The sequence below is a fragment of the Pararobbsia alpina genome (assembly GCF_965118125.1).
GTDB lineage: Bacteria > Pseudomonadota > Gammaproteobacteria > Burkholderiales > Burkholderiaceae > Pararobbsia > Pararobbsia alpina_A.
Genome location: NZ_OZ221288.1, coordinates 2,677,446 through 2,697,794, shown reverse-complemented (window position 1 = coordinate 2,697,794; position 20,349 = coordinate 2,677,446). Strand labels below are relative to the sequence as shown.

The 20,349-nt window shown below is 61.4% G+C and carries 16 protein-coding genes; 4 read left to right on the top strand and 12 right to left on the bottom strand.

Annotation, left to right across the window (positions count from 1 at the left end):
- Positions 1-179 precede the first annotated feature (179 nt).
- From ACMFWR_RS30005 to garD, 4 genes are all read right to left on the bottom strand, one after another.
- Positions 180-3,281: an efflux RND transporter permease subunit gene (locus ACMFWR_RS30005; protein WP_413196015.1), complete on the bottom strand. Its 3,102-nt coding sequence runs from the start codon at positions 3,279-3,281 to the stop codon at positions 180-182.
- Positions 3,278-4,501: an efflux RND transporter periplasmic adaptor subunit gene (locus tag ACMFWR_RS30000; protein ID WP_413196014.1), complete on the bottom strand. Its 1,224-nt coding sequence runs from the start codon at positions 4,499-4,501 to the stop codon at positions 3,278-3,280. The genes ACMFWR_RS30005 and ACMFWR_RS30000 overlap by 4 nt, the downstream gene beginning before the upstream one ends.
- A complete protein-coding gene (locus ACMFWR_RS29995; RefSeq protein ID WP_413196013.1) occupies positions 4,491-5,798 on the bottom strand; it encodes a TolC family protein in 1,308 nt (435 codons plus the stop codon). The genes ACMFWR_RS30000 and ACMFWR_RS29995 overlap by 11 nt, the downstream gene beginning before the upstream one ends.
- Before the next feature lie 256 nt (positions 5,799-6,054).
- The gene (gene garD / locus ACMFWR_RS29990; protein ID WP_413196012.1) at positions 6,055-7,623 is read right to left on the bottom strand and encodes a galactarate dehydratase; all 1,569 of its coding nucleotides are present in this window, start codon (positions 7,621-7,623) and stop codon (positions 6,055-6,057) included.
- A 187-nt stretch (positions 7,624-7,810) separates the two neighbouring features.
- Here garD and kdgD (ACMFWR_RS29985) point away from each other — a divergent pair, with 187 nt between their 5' ends.
- A complete protein-coding gene (kdgD, locus tag ACMFWR_RS29985; RefSeq protein WP_413196011.1) occupies positions 7,811-8,761 on the top strand; it encodes a 5-dehydro-4-deoxyglucarate dehydratase in 951 nt (316 codons plus the stop codon).
- Positions 8,762-8,945: 184 nt separating this feature from the next.
- Here the strand turns inward: kdgD (ACMFWR_RS29985) and ACMFWR_RS29980 are convergent, their stop codons facing one another.
- Complete coding sequence (locus ACMFWR_RS29980) at positions 8,946-10,529, bottom strand: aldehyde dehydrogenase (NADP(+)) (RefSeq protein ID WP_413196010.1); 1,584 nt, start codon at positions 10,527-10,529, stop codon at positions 8,946-8,948.
- Positions 10,530-10,868: 339 nt separating this feature from the next.
- Between ACMFWR_RS29980 and ACMFWR_RS29975 the strand changes: the two genes are divergently transcribed.
- Entirely contained in the window at positions 10,869-12,290 is a 1,422-nt protein-coding gene (locus ACMFWR_RS29975) for an MFS transporter (protein ID WP_413196009.1), read from the top strand.
- Positions 12,291-12,485: 195 nt separating this feature from the next.
- Entirely contained in the window at positions 12,486-13,235 is a 750-nt protein-coding gene (locus ACMFWR_RS29970) for a FadR/GntR family transcriptional regulator (protein ID WP_413196008.1), read from the top strand.
- Here ACMFWR_RS29970 and ACMFWR_RS29965 read toward each other — a convergent pair whose 3' ends face one another.
- The 7 genes from ACMFWR_RS29965 to ACMFWR_RS29935 form a co-directional block, all read right to left on the bottom strand.
- On the bottom strand, positions 13,236-13,718 hold the full coding sequence (locus ACMFWR_RS29965) for a GNAT family N-acetyltransferase (RefSeq protein ID WP_413196007.1): 483 nt from the start codon (positions 13,716-13,718) through the stop codon (positions 13,236-13,238).
- On the bottom strand, positions 13,715-13,987 hold the full coding sequence (locus tag ACMFWR_RS29960; protein WP_413196006.1) for a DUF1778 domain-containing protein: 273 nt from the start codon (positions 13,985-13,987) through the stop codon (positions 13,715-13,717). The genes ACMFWR_RS29965 and ACMFWR_RS29960 overlap by 4 nt, the downstream gene beginning before the upstream one ends.
- Positions 13,988-14,285: 298 nt before the next feature.
- On the bottom strand, positions 14,286-15,197 hold the full coding sequence (locus ACMFWR_RS29955) for a LysR family transcriptional regulator (protein WP_413196005.1): 912 nt from the start codon (positions 15,195-15,197) through the stop codon (positions 14,286-14,288).
- A gap of 181 nt (positions 15,198-15,378) precedes the next feature.
- Positions 15,379-16,296, bottom strand: coding sequence for a 5-dehydro-4-deoxyglucarate dehydratase (gene kdgD / locus ACMFWR_RS29950; RefSeq protein WP_413196004.1), 918 nt, complete (start codon positions 16,294-16,296; stop codon positions 15,379-15,381).
- A 156-nt stretch (positions 16,297-16,452) separates the two neighbouring features.
- The gene (gene gudD / locus ACMFWR_RS29945; RefSeq protein WP_413196003.1) at positions 16,453-17,802 is read right to left on the bottom strand and encodes a glucarate dehydratase; all 1,350 of its coding nucleotides are present in this window, start codon (positions 17,800-17,802) and stop codon (positions 16,453-16,455) included.
- Between the two features lie 75 nt (positions 17,803-17,877).
- The gene (locus ACMFWR_RS29940) at positions 17,878-19,122 is read right to left on the bottom strand and encodes an MFS transporter (protein WP_413197387.1); all 1,245 of its coding nucleotides are present in this window, start codon (positions 19,120-19,122) and stop codon (positions 17,878-17,880) included.
- 358 nt (positions 19,123-19,480) lie between these two features.
- A complete protein-coding gene (locus ACMFWR_RS29935) occupies positions 19,481-19,711 on the bottom strand; it encodes a hypothetical protein (RefSeq protein WP_413196002.1) in 231 nt (76 codons plus the stop codon).
- Here ACMFWR_RS29935 and ACMFWR_RS29930 point away from each other — a divergent pair.
- Positions 19,700-20,344, top strand: coding sequence for a trimeric intracellular cation channel family protein (locus tag ACMFWR_RS29930; RefSeq protein ID WP_413196001.1), 645 nt, complete (start codon positions 19,700-19,702; stop codon positions 20,342-20,344). The genes ACMFWR_RS29935 and ACMFWR_RS29930 overlap by 12 nt on opposite strands.
- Positions 20,345-20,349: the final 5 nt, after the last annotated feature.

Below are 20,349 nucleotides of genomic sequence, written 5' to 3'. Positions count from 1 at the left end.
CGGGGGGAACCCCGGCTTTCAAAAGCGTTAACGGCTATATTTCCGGGCGCTGCAGGGCAGCAAAATTAAAAAATATTGCTGACAGGTCCCTTGGAGCCGGCTGACATCGCTGCGACATCGCCTCGACATCGATGCGACTTATGGGCGACACACGCACGACACGGTCCGCTCGGCTCGACTCAAGTCGCTTGCGTTTCCTCATCGGAATGGCCGGTGCCCGGCGAGCGATCCTGCGGCGGGCGCTCCCGCATCAGCAGGCGCAGCAACGCAGGCAATAGCAGCAACACGAGCGGCAACTGCACCACGAGCCCCGAAATGATGGCGATCGCAAGCGGCTGCTGCATCGCCGATCCTTGCCCGAGCGCAAACGCGAGCGGCATCAAAGCCAGAATGGCTGCGATCGTCGTCATCGCGATCGGTCGCAGCCGGTTCCGGCCCGCGTCGATCAGCGCCTGCTCGAACGGAACGCCTTCGTCACGCACCAGGCCTTGCAGCTCCGACACATAGAAGATTGCAACTTCAGTCACGATCCCGATGATCATCGTCATACCCATCATGGCCGAGATATTGAGTTCAATACCCGTGATCCACAGCCCGACAAACACCGCTCCTGTCGCAAGCAAGGGCATCGCCATCACCGCAAGCGCAATGCGGAAGCGCTCATAGAGAAAGAGCAGCAAACCGAACACCAGTGCGACTGCCGCTCCGAACACCGTGACAAGTCCCTTGAACGCGATCTGCTGTTGCTGGTAAAGACCGCCCAACTCGTAATAGACGCCGTGCGGCAGCAGATTCGCGTCGCCCAGCACGCGTTGCACGTCGGCGATGGTCGAGCCCAGATCGCGCCCATCGATACGGGCCGTGACGGCCACCATCCGCTTCAGATTGTCGCGGCTGATCTCGGGCTGTCCCGTCACCGTCACGCGATCGGCAACGCGGCGCAGCGGAAACAGGTGCCCGTCGGGTGCACGAATCTGCAACTGTCCCAGTTGCGTATCGTTGAGTTTCAATGCCCCGGCCACCCGGACTCTCACGCCGATCGTTTTCGGCCCGTTCTGGAACTGCGTGGCGACGGCGCCATCGACCATGTCCGACACGGCCTGCGCAACGGATTGCACATCCATGCCTTCGGCCGCGACGGCGTCGGGTCGAATATGGAGTTCGATCGCGTCTCCCGCCGGATTGATCCCGTCTTCGACGTCCACGATGCCCTGGACCTTCCCGATCCGATCGGCAACCTTGCGCGCGGTGGCGTCGAGCGTCGCCGCATCGTCGGAATAGATCTTGATCTGCACGGGTTGCGGCACGGCCGTCAGGTCGCCGATCAGGTCCTCCATCAGCTTGGCGAGTTCGACACTCACGCCGGGCACCTGGGCCTCGACCTTCGAGCGGATCTCCTCCATGACGGTATCGAGTGGCTCACGATTCCCCGATTTGAGCCGCACGAAGAAGTCACCCCGATTCGGCTCGTTGAGGTCGCCGCCGAGACCCGCCCCGGTACGGCGCGAATAGGTGGCCACGTTCGGATTTGCGCGGATGATCGTCTCGACCTGCCGCATCAAACGGTCCGTCTCGGTGATCGAGGTGCCGGGCTCGGTGTGATAGTCGAGCACAAAGCCGCCTTCATCCATCGAGGGCATAAAGCCGCTGCCCACCCGCGTAAAAGCCAGCGCGGAAATCATGATCAGCGGTATCACGCCGGCAAGCACCCATATCGGGCGCCGTGTCACCCGCTCAACCAGCACCGCATAGCGTGTATTGAGCCAACGCGCGACGCGTGTTTCGCGGTGTTCCTCAGCGTCGTGCGCCTTGAGCCAGCGGTCGCAGAGAATCGGCACGGCAAGCCATGTCACCAGAAATGAAATCAGCAACGCGCTGGCCATCGTGATCGACAGTGCCTTGAAAAAGGCACCGGTGACGCCTGACAGGAACGCAAGCGGCACAAAAATGATCAGCGTCGCCGCCGACGAACCCGCCAGTGGCCGTGTGAATTCAAGCGCAGCCGCCATCACGCGCCCGTGAAACCCCTGCGAGCCGCCTTCGCGCATGCGACGCACGATATGCTCGATCATTACGATCGCATCATCGATAACCAGCCCGACTGCCGCGGCCATGCCACCGAGCGTCATGATATTGAAGCCCATGCCGAACACGTCCAGCAGCAGGATCGTCGCGGCCATCACGATCGGCACGACCGCCACGGCGATCAAGGTGATCTTTGCATTGCGAAGAAAGACAAAGAGCGTCAGGGCTGCGAGCACGACACCGATCAGGATGGCGTCGCGCACGCTGCTGGCCGATGCAATCACGAGTTCGCTCTGGTCGTACCAGTTCGCGAGTTCGACGCCCGGTGGCATCTGGTGTCGAAAGTCAGCAAGCTTTGCGCGAATGGCCTTTGCCATCGCTACGCTGTTGGCTCCCGGTTGCTGATAGATATTGATCAGCACCGCATCGCGGCCATCTGCCGTCACGCGCATCCATTGCGGTACGACGCCTGCACGCACGTCCGCGATATCGCCGAGGCGAATCTGCGTCGCACCGTTGGCCGCGACGACGACTTGTCTGAGCGCGTCGATGTTCGTGACGGTCGAATTCGCAATCACGAGAAACAGCTTGTCGTGATCCTCGATGCGCCCCGTTGCCATCAACACATTGCTCGACCCAATCGCCTTCGACACATCGGCAAGCGAGAGCTTGTAACCCGCCAGTCGACCGGGATCGATCGCCACTTCGAGTTCATCCTGTGCACCACCGACCGTGTCGACACGCGCAACGCCTGCGACCGAAGACAGCAAGGGGCGCAATTGAAACTGTGCGAGGTCACGCAGCGCCGACAACGATTGCCGGTTTGACGTCAGGCTATACGCAAGCACGGGAAAGACGGTCGGATCCATCCGGCGCACCTGCATCGACGTGCCCTGAGGCAGCGTCGGCAGAATTTCGCCGATGGCAGACTGCGCCTGCAACACAGCCTGGGCCATATCAGTGCCCCAATCGAAATTGATCGAAATCTCAGCGGACCCACGGCTGGTCTTCGATTCGACGTCGCGCACGTTCGGCACACGTCGCAAGGCTTCTTCGACCGGCATGGTCACCAGCGTCGTCATCTGTTCGGCCGGCCGATCGCCGGCGTCGAGCGTGACCACCGCACGTGGGAAGGAGACATTGGGGAACAGCGAGATCGACAGGTGAAATGCCCCGATCACACCAGCCATCGCAAGCAGCGCGATCACAAACAGCAGCGAGCGCCGATGCATTTGCATCCATTGACCGAAATTCATGGTGCGGCACTTCCGTTCGCGCTCTTCTCGATCGTGACGGCCATGCCGTCCTTAAGCTCGTAGTTGCCGACGACAACGACCGGCTGCGCCGCGTTGAGCTTGCCGTCCACACCATAGCGATCGCCATCCTCGGCGCGCGTCGCCACTTCGACACGATGTGCGTGATGGTCATCGCCGATCTGAAACACGTAGGCACCTTCATCGTCGGTGAGCACCGCGGCGCGTGGCACGATCCAATACGTCTGGGGATGCGTTGCGATATCGGCCCGCACGCGGGTACCTGCAATCAACGCGGTCTGCCCGAGCGCGACCGATACACCGACGTTGACGAGCTGCGTCTGCGCATCGATCGACGCGCCGACCATGACGACGTGGCCGACGACGGGTGTCTTTGCGAGCGCACTCGACAGACCTCGTATCGTCGCCGCATCGCCCACGCGTACCGAGGTGGCATCGGACGGCTCGACGCCGAGCAATACGTTGGAATGGTTCGGCGTCGAAGAGGCTGTCGCCGACGACATGGCCGTCGACCTCGTTGCCTTCGATGCCGATGCAGTGCCTGTCGACGCGTCCTTCGCGAACGGCTGCGCGCCCGATCGAGTCGCGTCTTGCCCGCTTGTGCCGGTCGTTGCCGCGAGCTGGAGAATGGCAGCGCCCGCCTGGATCTGATCGCCCTGGCCCACCGAAATCTGCGAGACCACGCCGTCGAAAGGTGCGACGACTGTCGTCGTCCCTGCCCCGACACCCATCTCGTCCTGCGCCGTCTGTGCCTGGCGTGCATCGAGCAAGGCCTTGCGCGCGGTCGCCAACTGCGATGTCGTCGCGAGCCCGGTGTCGTACAGCGATTGGGTGCGCTCGAACTCGCCCTGCGCCAATGCAACCGCGCTTTTCGCCTGACGGGCAGCGAGTACAGCCGCCGGGTCGGCCTCGACCACGGCAAGCGGCGCGCCTCGTCTGACCGATTGCCCCGCTTGCACACGAAGCTGGGCGATCCGGGCGACGTACGGAACACTGATCGTTGTCACGTTCGACGATGCAGTCCCCACTACGCCATACGCATAGACGGGCTGCGCAAGCGGCGCGCGCTGAACCGGCGTGGCCTGCACGGACACGCTGGCATGATCCTGAGCATCGACTGTCGCCGACCATGCTCCATGACAAAGAAGCAACACAAGCATCGCCGGCATCCGCCGCAATGCGTAGCCAGAATTATTTCGCATGAGATTCGGTGAAATTCAAATCAGGGGATCGCGCGTCGGGAATCGCACTGCCGAGCAGCGCTTGCAGTCCGACACGTTGCTCATCGAGCGACTCACGCAACGTCGCGATATCGATACGTTTGGTGAGCGCCGCGTTTTGCGCGTCGACATACGCGCCAAGAGCGAGGTCGTGGTGCGTCCACGCCTGTTCCGACTCGCGTGCGGTGCGTTCGACTTCGGGGAAGGCAGCCTGCACGTCGTCGAGTTGCCGGGCAAGCACCACGCTGTCCGCACGCAGACGCGCGACGTCCGCATACACCTGGTTCAGGCGAACCTGATATTCGTCGCGCAGCCGCTCGCGCGTGGCCTTTTCGATCGCCACGTTGCCGCGGTTGCGATTGAAAATCGGCAGGCTCATATTGATCTGGAACCCGCTCGTGTAGATATTCGACGTATCGCGTGCCCGCACGAAGCCGACCGACAGGCTCGGGAATTGATTCAGAATCGCAGCGCGATATTTCTGGTCTTGTGCCTCGTATCCCGCTTCAAGCGCGAGCAGATCGGGGCGCCTCCGGGACAGCCCCGCGAGTGCTGCGTCAATGGTTTCGTCGTCGACACGCACCGCTTCGTCCGAATCCACCAGATTCAATGACACCTCGGGCGCGAGTCCGAGCAGCGCATTCAGATCGTGATGCGTCTGCAACGCCGTGCGTTGGGCATCGGTGTATTGCTTGCGTGCGTCCTGATATGAAGTCAGAGCAGCTGCCAACGCGTCATCGGTGATGTCATGCGTTCGTTGTGCTCGCGACATGCGCTCGTAGCGCATCTGTGTCAGATCACGCTCGCTTTGCAGCAGTGGCAATGTCGCGTCTTCAAACCGCGTTTTGATAAACAGCTGCTTGGCTTGCGCGACAACTTGCCACTCCTGCCAGAGCAAGCCGAGATCGGTTTTCGCTACGCTCGCGTCAGCCGAGCGGCTGTTCGCCCCGCGCGTGACAACGGCCATCACATCCATGCTCAGGCCGTAGCTGAACGCACGCGTCGCGCCCTGCAAGCCCGGATAGTCGCTCGATACACTCAGTTGCGGATCAGGCAACAGCCCTGCTGAGAATGCTTGCGCACGTGCGATGCCGAGATCGTCGCGCGCCAGTTTGAGGTCGGGGTTGTTCGCGACCGCAAGCATCGCGACTTCTTCGATATCGAGACCGTCGGACGGATCGAAACGATGCGCGGCCAGTTCGGGCAGCGGCATGGTCGATGGATCGATCGTGATGCGGTCGAGCGCCGTTGCGGACGTCGACGTCTGCGAGACAGACAACGGCTCGTGCCGATAGGTCTCGCAACTCGAAAGGAATACGGAGGCGCCGACCGCACACGCGATCGACAAGCCGCGGTGCGCAGCGAACGCACGTGCTAGGTCACGGAGGAAATACCTGCAAGGAACACGCAAATCGAGACTCCCGATAACGCGTTGCCTGCTTGCGAATGTCCAGAACTCGAAGCAATGCAACGCAACGGGGGTCGATTCTCGTCAGCGGGAGCTTAAGTCCGCCTTAACTGAAAATAAGGGGCGATCAGGTCACCGGCGCCGGGTTGAACAGCACCAGCTGATTGTGAAGCCCGAGTTTCTCGGCGCATGTCTGCTGTTTGCCGCTGGCGATCTCGAGCATCGAGCGGAACAGTTGCCAGCCGATATCCTCGATCGTTGCTTCGCCGGTTGCGATACGTCCCGCATCGATATCCATGAGATCGAACCAGCGACGCGCGAGATCGGAGCGCGTCGCCACCTTGATCACGGGTACTTCAGCGAGGCTATACGGCGTGCCGCGCCCTGTCGTAAAGACATGCAGGTTGATGCCCGCCGCGACCTGAAGCGTGCCGCAAATAAAATCGCTGGCCGGCGTCGCCGCGTAAATCAGCCCCTTCTGCCGGACCTTGTCTCCGGGCGCAACCACACCCGAGATCGGCGAGTTGCCCGACTTGATGATCGAACCCATCGCCTTCTCGACGATGTTCGACAGTCCACCCTTCTTGTTGCCGGGCGTCGTGTTTGCGCTGCGATCGGCACCGCCACGCTTGAGGTAATCGTCGTACCACTGCATCTCGCGAATGATCTCGTGCGCGACGTCCGCATTTGCCGCGCGACGCGTCAGCTGATCGACGCCATCGCGCACCTCCGTCACTTCCGAGAACAGTACGGTCCCGCCTGCGCGCACCAGCAGGTCTGTCGCGAAACCGACTGCCGGATTGGCCGTGAGTCCGGAAAACGCATCGCTGCCGCCGCATTGAACGCCGACAACAAGATCCGATGCCGGGCACGTCTGTCTGCGTCGCCGATTGAGTCGCTCCAGATGCGACTCGGCCGTCGTCATGATCGAGTCGATCATCGACTGGAAGCCCACGTGCTCGTCATCCTGCAAGCAGACGACTTCTCCATTGAGCGCGTCTTCCGCACCCGCATCGTCGACCGAACGGATCGGGATCGTGCCAGCGGGCATCAGACGCGTCGGCTGCAGCTTCTCGCAGCCGAGACTCACCAACATGACTTCGCCGCCGAAGTTCGGATTCAGGCTGATATTGCGCACCGTGCGAATCGGCACGTTCGCATCGGGCGCATCGATGGCCACACCACAACCGTACGTGTGTTCGAGGCCCACCACGTCATCGACGTACGGATAGCGAGGCAGGAGTTCGCGCTTGATGCGTGCGACCGCGTGTTCGACGACACCCGACACACACTGCACCGTCGTCGTGATCGCCAGGATGTTGCGCGTGCCCACCGAACCATCGGCGTTGCGATAGCCCTCAAACGTGTAGCCGTCGAGCGGTGGCATCGGCGGCGGCACGGCGGTCGCGATCGGCAGGTTGTCGAGCTCGGGCGGACTCGGCATGCGAATCACGTGCTCGTTGATCCACGAGCCGCGCGGCAATGCTTTCAGGGCGTATCCGATGACCACGTTGTAGCGGATCACCGGGTCGCCTTCCGCGAAATCGGTCAGCGCGACCTTGTGCCCCTGAGGCACCCGCTCACGCAGTTCAAGGCCATCAGCGAAGCGCGCGCCTTCGGCAAGCCCGCCGTTGTTGACGACGATCGCGACGTTGTCTTGCGGGTGAACTCGGATATAAAGCGGGGGCAGTTCCATGAAGCTTCCTTGCGGCCTTGCATGGCCATTCATTGGTAAGTCATCCTACAACTCAAATGACCCTTACAGCAATAGTTTCGAGGAATTATGGCTTATTTTTCATTGGGGTGTTGTCTGACGATCAGAGATGTCATACGATGACTGACATCAACACTTCATCGCGGCACCCGAGCCGTACGAGTCCACCATGACGACACCGCAAGAACTCAAGCAGATCATCTCCGAAGGCCTGCTCTCGTTTCCCGTGACCGACTTCGACGCGCAGGGCGAATTCCGCGCCGACACGTACGCCGAGCGCCTCGAATGGCTTGCGCCGTATGGTGCATCGGCCCTGTTTGCGGCGGGTGGCACGGGTGAATTCTTCTCGCTGACGCATGCGGACTATACGAACGTGATTCGCACCGCGACGCAGACCTGCAAGGGCAAGGTGCCGATTCTGGCCGGCGCCGGCGGCCCGACGCGCGTGGCGATCGAGTACGCAAAGGAAGCCGAACGTCTCGGTGCGAACGGTGTGCTGCTGATGCCGCACTACCTGACCGAAGCGTCGCAGGAAGGTGTCGCAGCGCACGTCGAACAGGTCTGCAATGCCGTCAAGAATATCGGCGTGATCGTCTATAACCGCGCGAATTCGAAGCTCAACGCCGACATGCTCGAGCGCCTCGCGGACAAGTGCCCGAACCTGATCGGCTTCAAGGACGGCGTGGGCGATATCGAAAGCATGGTGACGATCCGCCGACGTCTGGGCGATCGTTTCTCGTATCTGGGCGGATTGCCCACCGCGGAAGTCTATGCCGCCGCGTACAAGGCACTTGGCGTGCCGGTGTATTCGTCGGCGGTGTTCAACTTCATTCCGAAGACCGCGATGGACTTCTACCACGCGATCGCACGCGACGATCACGAGACCGTGGGTAAACTGATCGACACGTTCTTCCTGCCGTACCTCGCGATCCGTAATCGCCGCCAGGGCTATGCCGTCAGCATCGTGAAGGCCGGCGCGAAGCTCGTAGGCCGCGATGCCGGCCCGGTGCGCGCACCGCTGACGGATCTGAACGAAGAAGAGCTTGCTCAACTCGACACGCTGATCAAGCGACTGGGCAGCCAGGAGCCGGCCGCGTCGAATACGCGCGCGGCGGCGTGACCGTTCGCTGTCGCGTGCCATGCACACCCACCCTGTAGCACGACGCCCGTAGCATCTGCAGCACCCGGCACAGCCCGCATCGCCTGCTCAGGCTTTGCGGGCTTTTTTGTGCCACCCGTACGGCAAAAAATAAGGGCGTCGACTCATCGACGCCCTTTTTACTGCGCGCCCCGCTTAGTGCGGGTTATTCCTTCGTAAATCGTCCGTCACGCAGACGCCACAGCCCAAGCGGGTTGTTGTCGGCGAGCGCGGCCGGCAGCAGCGCAGCCGGGAAGTCCTGATAGCAGACCGGACGCAGGAAGCGCTCGATCGCCATCGTGCCGACCGACGTCGTGCGACTGTCCGAAGTCGCCGGGTACGGGCCGCCATGCACCATCGCATGCGACACCTCGACACCCGTCGGATAACCGTTGACGAGCAGGCGCCCCGCCTTGTTCTCGAGAATCGGCACCAGCCGCTGAGCCAACGCGATATCGCCCTCGTCCAGTTGCAGCGTCGTCGTAAGTTGCCCCTCGACGTGAGCGGCAACCGCCAGCAATTGCGCGGCATCGTCGCACGCGATGATGATTGACGCCGGACCAAACACTTCGTCCTCGAGCGCATGCGTGCCCAGGAACGTCGCCGCATCGGTCACAAACAGCGCAGCGCGCGCTTGCGTCGGGCCCGTTTCCTTCGCGCCACGCGCAGCCGTCGTCACGCCTTGCGTGGCCATCAGACGGCCCTCGCCCTTCGCATACGCTTGCTGAATGCCTTCGGTCAGCATCGTTTGCGCAGGCTTGCCGGTGACCGCTTCTGAAGCCGCTGCGATAAACGCGTCGAGTGCCGGCCCGCGGATCGCGAAGACCAGGCCCGGGTTGGTGCAGAACTGTCCCGCGCCGAGCGCGAGCGAGTCGACATAGGCACGCGCCATAGCTTCGCCACGCGCAGCCAGCGCTGCGGGCAATGCGAAAACCGGATTGATACTGCTCATCTCGGCGTACACGGGGATCGGCACACGACGCGCCGCCGCGATACGCATCAGCGCCGTGCCACCGCCGCGCGAGCCCGTGAATCCCACTGCGCGAATCGCCGGGTGGGCAACCAGCGCCTCGCCCACCGCATTGCCTGCGCCGAGCACCAGCGAGAACACGCCGTCAGGCATGCCCATTTCCTTTGCGACGTGCTGGATCACACGACCGACCATCTCTGACGTGCCGAGGTGAGCACCGTGCGCCTTGACGACGACCGGGCATCCGGCGGCCAGCGCCGATGCGGTGTCACCACCCGCCACCGAAAACGCGAGCGGGAAGTTGCTCGCGCCGAACACCGCCACCGGGCCGAGAGGAACTTTCTGCATACGCAGGTCGGAGCGTGGCAACGGCTTGCGATCCGGCAACGCCGAATCCAGCGTGGCATCGAGCCAGCGGCCGTCGGCGACGAGTTGCGCGAACAGCTTCAATTGCCCCACCGTGCGGCCACGCTCGCCTTCGAGACGCGCCTTCAGCAAGCCCGACTCCTCATGCGCACGCTCGATCAGTGCATCGCCCAGATTCGCAATGCCATCCGCAATGCGCTCGAGAAATTCTGCACGACGGCTCAAAGGCAACGCGCGATACGGCTCAAAGGCCTGCTGAGCCAGTACGCAAGCTGCATCGACATCCTTGATCGACCCGGCACCGAACACCGGCGTCGCAATCGCCTGCCCTGCCGCGGGGCTGAACGCCTTGATCTCGCCTTCCGCACCCCGCACTGCCTTCGCTCCGATGAGCATTTCGCCGCTGATCTGCATCGCTTCTCCGTGATTCCTATCGCTATTCAATATCAGTCATCGTACAACATACATCTTTGTATCTTCAAGGCCAACGCTTCATGTCACCCCTGTCACGACGATGAAACGCTTATACAACAAGGCTATTCGACACAAAATGCATGCATGGATTGGTGCTGGTATTTACCCTTATAAACGGTAAAAAACACGCGATCCGGGTTGTCGTGGTTCGGTCCATGTCATACGATGACATATATCCAAGACCACAAACGAAGCTGCTCGAGACACCCCATCCGCCGTGCGCCCGACAGGGTACGCCAAAGCGCCGACATTGGTGTGACGCGGATTCAGGACTAAACCATGGAAATGAGCCGTACTGTGAATGCCATCGGCGCCGCCGAACGCACGCGGGTCCGCTACTGGATTCTGCTGCTGATCTTCGTGATCACCACGCTCAACTACGCGGACCGTGCCACGCTCTCGGTCACCGGATCGGCGATTCGCAAGGAGTTCGGCTTCGATGCGATCCAGATCGGCTATATCTTCTCGGCGTTCAGCTGGTCATATGTGCTCTCGCAATTGCCCAGCGGCTGGCTGCTCGACCGCTTTGGCGCACGACGCGTCTATGCATGGAGCATCTGCCTGTGGTCGGTGTTCACGCTGTTTCAGTCGACGATCGGGCTTGCGGGTAGCGCGGCCGCATCGCTGGTGGCGCTGTTTGCGCTGCGCTTTGCGATGGGCATCGCCGAAGCGCCCGCGTTTCCTGCGAATGCGAAAGTCGTTTCAAGCTGGTTCCCTACCGCGGAGCGGGGCACGGCATCGGCGATTTTCAACTCCGCGCAGTATTTCGCGGCGGTCGTCTTTACGCCGTTGATGGCGTGGATTACGCACGCGTTCGGCTGGCACTACGTCTATATCGTGATGGGCATCACGGGGCTGGCACTCGCACTCACGTGGCTCAAGAGCATGAAGAGTCCGGCCGATCACCCGCGCGTCAATCGCGCCGAGCTTGAGCATATCGCGGCGGGTGGTGGCCTTGTGCAGGGCCATCAAAATGTGCGGGCCCGAAGTACAGATACGGCGAACAATGCGTCCGCCTCCCCGAATGCGTCGTCGGCGACGCCGCATCAGGGACCGGCTCGCGCCCCCAAGGGCAACGGCTTCGCGCATGCCCGCCAGCTACTGTCGAATCGCATGCTGTTCGGCGTGTACCTCGCGCAATACTGCATCAACGTGCTGACGGCGTTCTTCCTGACCTGGTTTCCGATCTATCTTGTTCAGCAGCGTGGCATGACGATTCTGCAGGCGGGCCTGATTGCTTCGCTGCCGGCGATCTGCGGCTTTGTCGGAGGCGTGCTCGGCGGCGTCATTTCCGATTCGCTGATTCGGCGCGGCTTTACGCTGACCGTAGCGCGCAAGGTCCCGATTATCGGCGGCATGCTGCTGTCGACCACGATCATCGGCTGCAACTACGTGACGACCGACTGGATCGTCGTCGCGCTGATGTCTCTGGCGTTCTTCGGCAAGGGCGTGGGCGCACTCGGCTGGGCAGTGGTCTCGGATACCTCCCCCAAGGAGGCACTCGGGCTGTCCGGCGCGATCTTCAATATGTTCGGCAACATCGCCGGTATCGTGACGCCGATCGTGATCGGCTACCTGGTGGCCAAGACAGGCTCATTCAACGGTGCGCTCGTGTTTGTCGGCGCCAACGCGTTGTTGACGGTGTTCGCCTACCTCGTGATCGTGAAGGACATCAAGCGGGTCGAACTGCGCGCCGAGTGACGCCCGGGCGCATCGGAGCCGGTCGCAGACGTACGACGAGCGGCGGTGCGGGAGGGATCAGACCTGCGCAGATCGAATCTGCATGCGCCCTCCGCGGCAACGCAAAAAACAACGCCGATTAACGAGTCATCAGACAACTACTATAATGAGGGCCATCGTCCCAGCTTGATTCGATTCGAACCAGGAGCGCATCTGATGCCAGCCACGTCCCCGACTTCCGCACCGCCGGCGAGCCGCGCGCGCAATCTTGCGCAAACCGTCGTCATGTATGTGAAGGAACAGGTTGCGGCCAACAAGCTGATGCCGGGCGACAAACTGCCGACTGAATCGGAGCTGATGCGCGAGCTCGGTGTGAGCCGTACGGTCGTGCGCGAAGGCATTTCGCGGCTCCAGGCCGGCGAGATCATCGAAACGCGTCACGGAATCGGGAGCTTCGTGCTCGAACCGCCGCGCGAAAAGCTGGGTGTGGAGATGGTGCCCGCGACGACCGTCGAGGATCTGCTTGCGATTCTCGAACTGCGGATCAGCCTCGAAACCGAAAGCGCCGGCCTTGCCGCACAGCGCGCCCAACCCAAGGACATCGCGCGAATCCGCTCCGCGCTAAGCGCCATCGAAGCCGCTGCACGCAACGGCGGCGACAGCGCGGCAGCCGACCTCGAGTTTCATGTGTCGATCGCACGTGCGACCGGCAATCGCTACTTCGTCGACATCCTGACGCAAATGGGCAGCGCCCTGATCCCGCGGAATCGAATCGACTCGGCCGGCATCGCAAAGTCAGACCCCAAAGCGTACGTCGCGCTCGTGAACCAGGAACACGAAAGCATCCTCGACGCCATCGCCCGCAACGAAGCCGACGCCGCCCGCGCGGCCATGCGCATGCACCTGTCAAACAGCCGCGAACGACTCCGCAAAGCCGCAGACCGCACGAAGAGCGTCAAACGCTGATCAATTGAGGCAAAGCATCATCGTGAGCGGGTGGATCGGCGAAGGGCTGAATCCATAGTGCGAGTAAAACTGAGCTGCTTGCGCGTCGATCGCATGTACGACCATCGCTCGCACACCCATCTCGTCGGCGATAACGCCCGCTCGCTTAACGGCATCCTTCAGCAGCGCCAGACCTAACTGGGTGCCCGATGCTTCGGTATCGCGCGCGAGTCTCCCGAGCACAACGACCGGAATCGGATCGGGCATATTCCGACGAATCTTGCCTGTAGCATGCGTACGAGCCGCTGCGCCAGCGGAAAGCGCGTAATAGCCGAAGACCCGACCGCCAGCATCGATGGAAACAAAAACGCGGCTCGCGCCGCTTTGATGATTTGCGAACGCCCGACGTCTTAGCCACTCATCGAGTTCTGGCTTCCCACAGGAAAATCGACTGACATCATGCTCTGCCGCAAGCGGCCGCGGGGCCGAGAGCGTCAGAATCATTCACTGCCCTCTTGCCAGGGGGCCTTCACTTCCATCAAGCGTGCGAGACCCGCGTTGGGCGTTTTTGGCGCATCGAGCAAGTCAGAAAACTGTTTGAACTTTTCGGCATCCAGCCCGAAAAACACACGATCCAGGATGACCGTCTGGGCGCGTTCACAAGCGACTTCCAACATAAAATCGGACCGGTTTTTGCCAAGCAGGCTGGCGGCGTAGTCGATCAGATCACGCTGCTCCGGCAAGGCACGCAGATTAATGAGCGCGTCGCGCATGGCGAACTCCATGACGTGTGTACAACAGATACACAAATCTTAGGATCGCGTATATCTGTTGTCAACACGCCGAGAATCCGGCCACCCAAGTCCCAATATCAAATCGGAATCGGAGCACCGGACTTCCTGGATTGATCCGAACAAGCCAAGCCTGTCGTCTCGCGGCCATGCGGATCGCGAAAAGACTATGTTGATATCGGCCTTCCATCTCGAATTGCCGAATCCACTCGGATCATTGCGTCGGTCGCGTTTGCACTACGACTCACTGACACCGCACTTGCCCGATGCGGGCCTGGAACTAACTGGCCTGCAGGTCCGGATTGCTGCGCGCGAGTTCGGTGAACCAGTCGATAAACGCTTTGACGCGTGGGCTCAGGTTGCGGCGGTGGGGCAGGACGATCGACACGGGGGTCGACGGGCATTGGTAGTTCGTGAGGATTTCCTTGAGTTCGCCGTTGGCAATGTGATCGGCGACCATGTAGCGCGACGGCTGGATGATGCCGTACCCCTTGCATCCCGCACCGATATACGTCGACCCGTCATTGACGGCCAACGCGCATTTCATTTCGATGCGCGTGAGTTCGCCGTTGACCAGATAGTCGAACGGGAAATTCTTGCGCGTGCGCGCAGACACGTAATTGACCGCCGTGTGCTCGCTGAGTTGCTCGAGCGTCGCAGGCTCGCCAAAGCGTTCGATATACCCGGGCGACGCGCACGTCACGATCCTCGCACGCCCCATCGCCCTCGCGACGAGACTCGAATCCTCGATCGAACCCATCCGGATCACGCAATCCACGCCATCCTGGAACAGATCGATATTCCGGTCGGCCAGTCCGAGCCGCACTTCGATATCCGGGTACTGCTCGTAAAACGATCCGAGTGCAGGAATCAGCAGTGCGCGTGCAAGCGTGCCCGACGTATCGACGCGCACCGTACCCGAAGGCTTCTGCTTGTGCGTCGACAACGACGACTCCGCATCGGCGACATCGGCGAGAATCTTGACGCACCGGTCGTAAAACACCGCCCCGTCCTCGGTCACGCCCACGCTGCGCGTCGAGCGATTGAGCAAGCGTGCGCCGACGTGCTCTTCGAGTAACTGAACGGTCCGGCTCACTTTGGCCGGTGAAAGGTCAAGCATCTCCGATACCTTCGTAAAGCTGTTGGCATCGACGACCTTGACGAAAATCTGCATGGCTTCGAAGCGATCCATGTTCTTGGCCTGCGCGTTAGAGTTGTGGACACACCCAAGATCATCTTAGGGTGTTTCCGCATTATCCTCTCGCCGGCGCATCCCTCCCATACGCCAAAATGCCGCCCGAGACCGCCACGCAACGGTTCGCGCCCTGCTGCCCATGTTGCATATGCACGACGCGACGTCCTGCAAGCCCTGCCTATTGCGGTCCGAGCTTGCGAATCAGTGCGTCGAGTTGCGACATTTCGTCGTCGGTCAGATCCGTCAGCGGCGCACGCACGGGGCCCGCGTCGCGACCGACCAGCTTCGCCCCCGCCTTCACAATGCTCACCGCATAACCCGCACGACGATTGCGAATCGCAAGGTAAGGCAGGAAGAAACTGTCGAGCAGTTGACCGGTCGTCGCATGATCATTCGACGCGATGGCCCGATAAAACTGCAGCGCCGTCTTGGGAATGAAATTGAACACGGCCGACGAATAGACCGGCACGCCGAGCGCCTTGTAGGCCGCGGCGTACACCTCGGCGGTCGGTAATCCGCCCAGGTAGGAGAACCGGTCGCCGAGCCGGCGACGGATCGTCACCATGCTTTCGATATCGCCGACGCCATCCTTGAATCCGATCAGGTTCGGGCACTTGTCCGCGACACGCTCGAGCATGTCGGCGTTGAGCTTCGAATTCGCTCGGTTGTAGACGATCACGCCGATGTTCGGCACCGCGCTGCACACTTGTTCAACGTGCGCGGCAATGCCTTCCTGCGAGGCCTCGGTCAAATAGTGCGGCATCAGTAGCACGCCATTCGCCCCCAGACGTTCCGCCTCCTGCGCATACTCGATGGCGACCCGCGTCGGGCCACCTGCGCCCGCGAGAATCGGCACCTTGCCCTTGCAGGTCTGAGTCGCCGTGCGAATCACGTTGGTGTAGTCCGCCTTGCTCAGCGAAAAGAATTCACCCGTGCCGCCGGCCGCAAACAGAGCAGTCGCACCATACGGCGCGAGCCATTCGAGACGTGCCGCGTACGTATCGGGACGGAAGTCGCCGTTCGCGTCGAAGTCCGTCACGGGAAACGAAAGCAAGCCCTCGGACACAATGCGCTTGAGTTCCTGTGGAGTCGTCATAGTCGAATTCGTTTGAGTAACCGGTGGTCTATAAGGGCAACGGGTTCAGCTCGACAAGCCGTCCGATTCAATCCGTCCGCATGCACTTGAGAAACTCGCGGATATCGATTCGCTGCGGTCAATGCAGCGAATTCAATCGTCGGGCTGTCGAGGCGTTCATCGGACAAGGCAAGGACGTTTGTTGTCGAACTTCCAGTTCGGAACCAGGTATTGCATGGCGATCGCATCGTCGCGCGCGCCGAGGCCGTGTTCGAGATACAGCGCGTGAGCCTTCTCGATCGCATCCATATCGATCTCGATGCCGAGGCCCGATTTTTCAGGGACCTTCACCTTGCCGCCGACGATCGTGAGCGGGTCACGCGTCAGGTATTGGCCGTCCTGCCAGATCCAGTGCGTATCGATTGCCGTGATCTTGCCCGGTGCCGCAGCAGCAACCTGCGTGAACATGGCAAGCGAGATGTCAAAGTGATTGTTCGAATGCGAGCCCCATGTGAGCCCCCAGTCGTTACACATCTGCGCCACGCGCACGGAGCCCTGCATCGTCCAGAAGTGCGGGTCAGCCAGCGGGATATCGACCGATTGCAGTTGAATCGCATGGCCCATCTGGCGCCAATCCGTTGCGATCATATTGGTCGCTGTCGGCAAACCCGTCGCGCGACGGAATTCAGCCATGACTTCACGGCCCGAATAGCCGTTTTCCGCGCCGCACGGATCCTCGGCATAAGCGAGCACGTCGTGCTGGTCACGGCAGAGCCGCACGGCTTCGGCGAGTGACCACGCACCGTTCGGGTCGAGCGTAATTCGCGCCTTGGGGAAACGCTCAGCCAGCGCCGTCACTGCTTCGATTTCCGCATCGCCCGCAAGCACACCGCCCTTGAGCTTGAAGTCGTTGAACCCATAGCGCTCGCTGGCCGCTTCCGCGAGCCGCACGACAGCCTCAGGCGTCAACGCCACTTCCGTGCGCAGGCGCTCCCAGTCGTCGCGGCCATTGGCACCACTCGCATACGGCAGGTCCGTCTTTGCGCGATCGCCGACGTAAAACAGATAGCCGAGCATCTCGACTTCGTCGCGCTGCTGCCCTTCACCGAGCAGCGCCGCGATCGGCACACCAAGATGTTGGCCGAGCAGATCGAGGAGAGCGCACTCCAGCGCCGTTACGGCGTGAATCGTCGTGCGCAGATCGAACGTCTGCAGACCGCGGCCACCCGAGTCGCGATCCGCAAATTGCTGGCGAACCCGATTCAGCACCGCTTGCGTATTGGCGATTGACTGGCCCACGACCAGCGAACGTGCATCATCGATCGTCTTGCGAATGCTTTCGCCGCCCGGGACTTCGCCTACGCCCGTATGCCCCGAACTATCGCGCAGGATCACGATATTGCGCGTGAAGAACGGGCCATGCGCGCCGCTGAGGTTCAGCAGCATGCTGTCGCGACCGGCGACGGGTACGACACGCAACTCGGTGACGGTTGGCGTCGTATGCGTTTGAGAGGAAGTGGCAGACATAAGCATGGTTCTTTGAAGTCAATAAGTACGATTCGGTTCGATGCAATGGCACGCGTGCAAATGGGCTGAGTGCGTCTAGTGCGCCTCCCGATGTCTCGGGTGACCCGTCGGTCCCTGTTCGGCCCTGTGATTCCTTGCCAGAAACGCGGCCGCTGCGGCGGCCAGCGACGCGATGCCCAGGCCGTAGAGGCCGCCAGAAATTGAGCCGGTATGTTGCTGCAGATAGCCAAATGCGGCCGGTGCGAAAAAGCCGCCGAGATTGCCAAGCGAATTGATCAGCGCGAGCACACCCGCGGCAACGCGCACGTCGAGATAGCCCTGCGGAATCGGCCAGAACAGCGACGATGCGGCCTTGAAGCCGATCGCCGAAAAGCAGATCGCGACAAACGAAAAGAGCGGGCTGCCATGAGTCGACGCGAAGAGTCCGATCGCTGCGATGACGAGCGCCACGGCGAGCCACGCTTGCTGGAATTTCCAGCGTGCCGAGACGACTGCAAACACATACATGGCGACAATCGAAATGAGCCAGGGAATCGAGTTAAGCAGACCGACTTCAAAATCACCCAAGTGGCCCATCTTGCGAATGATGGTGGGCAGCCAGAACGTGACCGCATAAATCGTGAGCTGGATCGCGAAGTACAGCAGACAGAACAGCACGATCTGCGGATCCTTGAGCAGTCTCGCAGCCGGAACACGCCCGCCACCGGCCGCGTCGCGCTCAGTTTGCTCGGCCGCGATCGTCGATGCCAGCACGCCCTGCTCCTCTGCGGTCAGCCACGAAGCATCGCGAATATGTGACTTCAGGATCATCCAGCTCGCGCCGCACAACACGATCGAGAAGCCGCCTTCGATCAGGAACATCCACTGCCAGCCCTGCAGGCCAAGGCCTTGAATCGATAGCAGGCTGCCCGTAATCGGTCCCGAGAGCACCGATGCGAATGCCGACCCACCGAGGAAAATGGCGACGGCCTTGCCGCGTTCCTTTTGCGGCAGCCATTGCGTGAAATAGAACACCACGCCCGGGAAGAACCCTGCTTCAGCGACACCGAGGAGGAAGCGCAACGCATAGAACGACGTGTCGTTCCAGACAAACGCCATCGCACCGGCGACAAGCCCCCACGTGCCCATGATCCGGGTCAGCCACGCACGCGCGCCAAAGCGTTGCATCAGCATGTTCGACGGCACTTCGAACAGCGCATAACCCACGAAGAACAACCCGCTGCCGAAACCGTAAGCGGCTGCACCAATGCCCAAGTCTGCCTTGAGGTGCACGTTGACGAAGCCGATGTTCACGCGATCGATGTAGTTCGCGATAAACATGATCAGGAACAGCGGCAGAACGTGCCGCTTGACCTTGGCGACCGCCGAGTCGAGCGGGTTTGCCGGGGATGCACTTGCTGAAGTCACGCCTGTCTCCGCCTACGTGATATGTTGTCTGACGACATTCTACGACTCGCAAGTTGAATGACGACTCAGCGTTTACCCTGCGACAACTTCAAAATTCTGGCAAAACCCCGCCGGTTAAGGCTCAACGGTTACGCGTCATCATGAATCTTTCGAAATAGGATGTCTGACAACATAGCCAGAGCATTCGTTGAAGTTCAGGCGATCCCGCTTGCCGCCTCGCCGGCCACCGCACCCTCGTTCCCAGTCGCTTTCGTTCTGCACAGGGCACAGCCTAGCTCACGCGCATCGATTCGAGGCAATGGCGAGCGTCGCCGTAGCCGTAGCCGTAGCCGTAGCCGTAGCCGTAGCCGTAGCCGTAGCCGTAGCCGTAGCCGTAGCCGTAGCCGTAGCCGTAGCCGTAGCCGCATCGGTGTGACCACACAACGACAAGTTGTATTTTTTCGCGTACTGAGTAAAGCTCGACGCCGTCCACCGCCCTGCGCCATCCCACTTGAACGCTCACCTCGTCTACACCGTGCTCGACATGATCGGCACGTTCGTATTTGCCATCAGCGGCGCCGTCGCGGCGCGCCAACGCAAGCTCGACTTGTTCGGCATTCTGTCCGTGACGTTTATGGTCGCGTGCGGCGGCGGCATCATCCGCGATGTTTGTATCGGCGCAACGCCGCCGGCCGGGCTCTCCGACTGGCGTTATCTGGGTATCTCGGTGCTCGCGTCGGTCGTCACGATCGCCGCGTATCCGCAAGTGCGCCGCATGCGCTCGCCTGTGTTGCTGTTCGACGCAATCGGGCTCGGGATGTTTGCCGTAGCGGGCGCACAGAAATCGATGATCTATGGAAACAGCGCTGAGCTCGCCATTCTGCTGGGCACGGTCAGCGCCGTCGGGGGAGGCGTGATGCGCGACGTCATGCTGTCGCGCATTCCTGCGATTCTGCAGCGGGAGATCTACGCATCCGCCGCGCTCCTGGGCGCGACGATTCAGACCGTGTCGATACGCGCGGGTATCGACGGCGCGTGGACACCGTGGGTGGCGACCATCGCCTGTGTGAGCGTAAGACTGCTGTCATTGCGCTTTGGCTGGAAACTACCGGTGTATGTGACGAAGCCGGCAGATACGGAGCACCATGACAGGTGATGGGC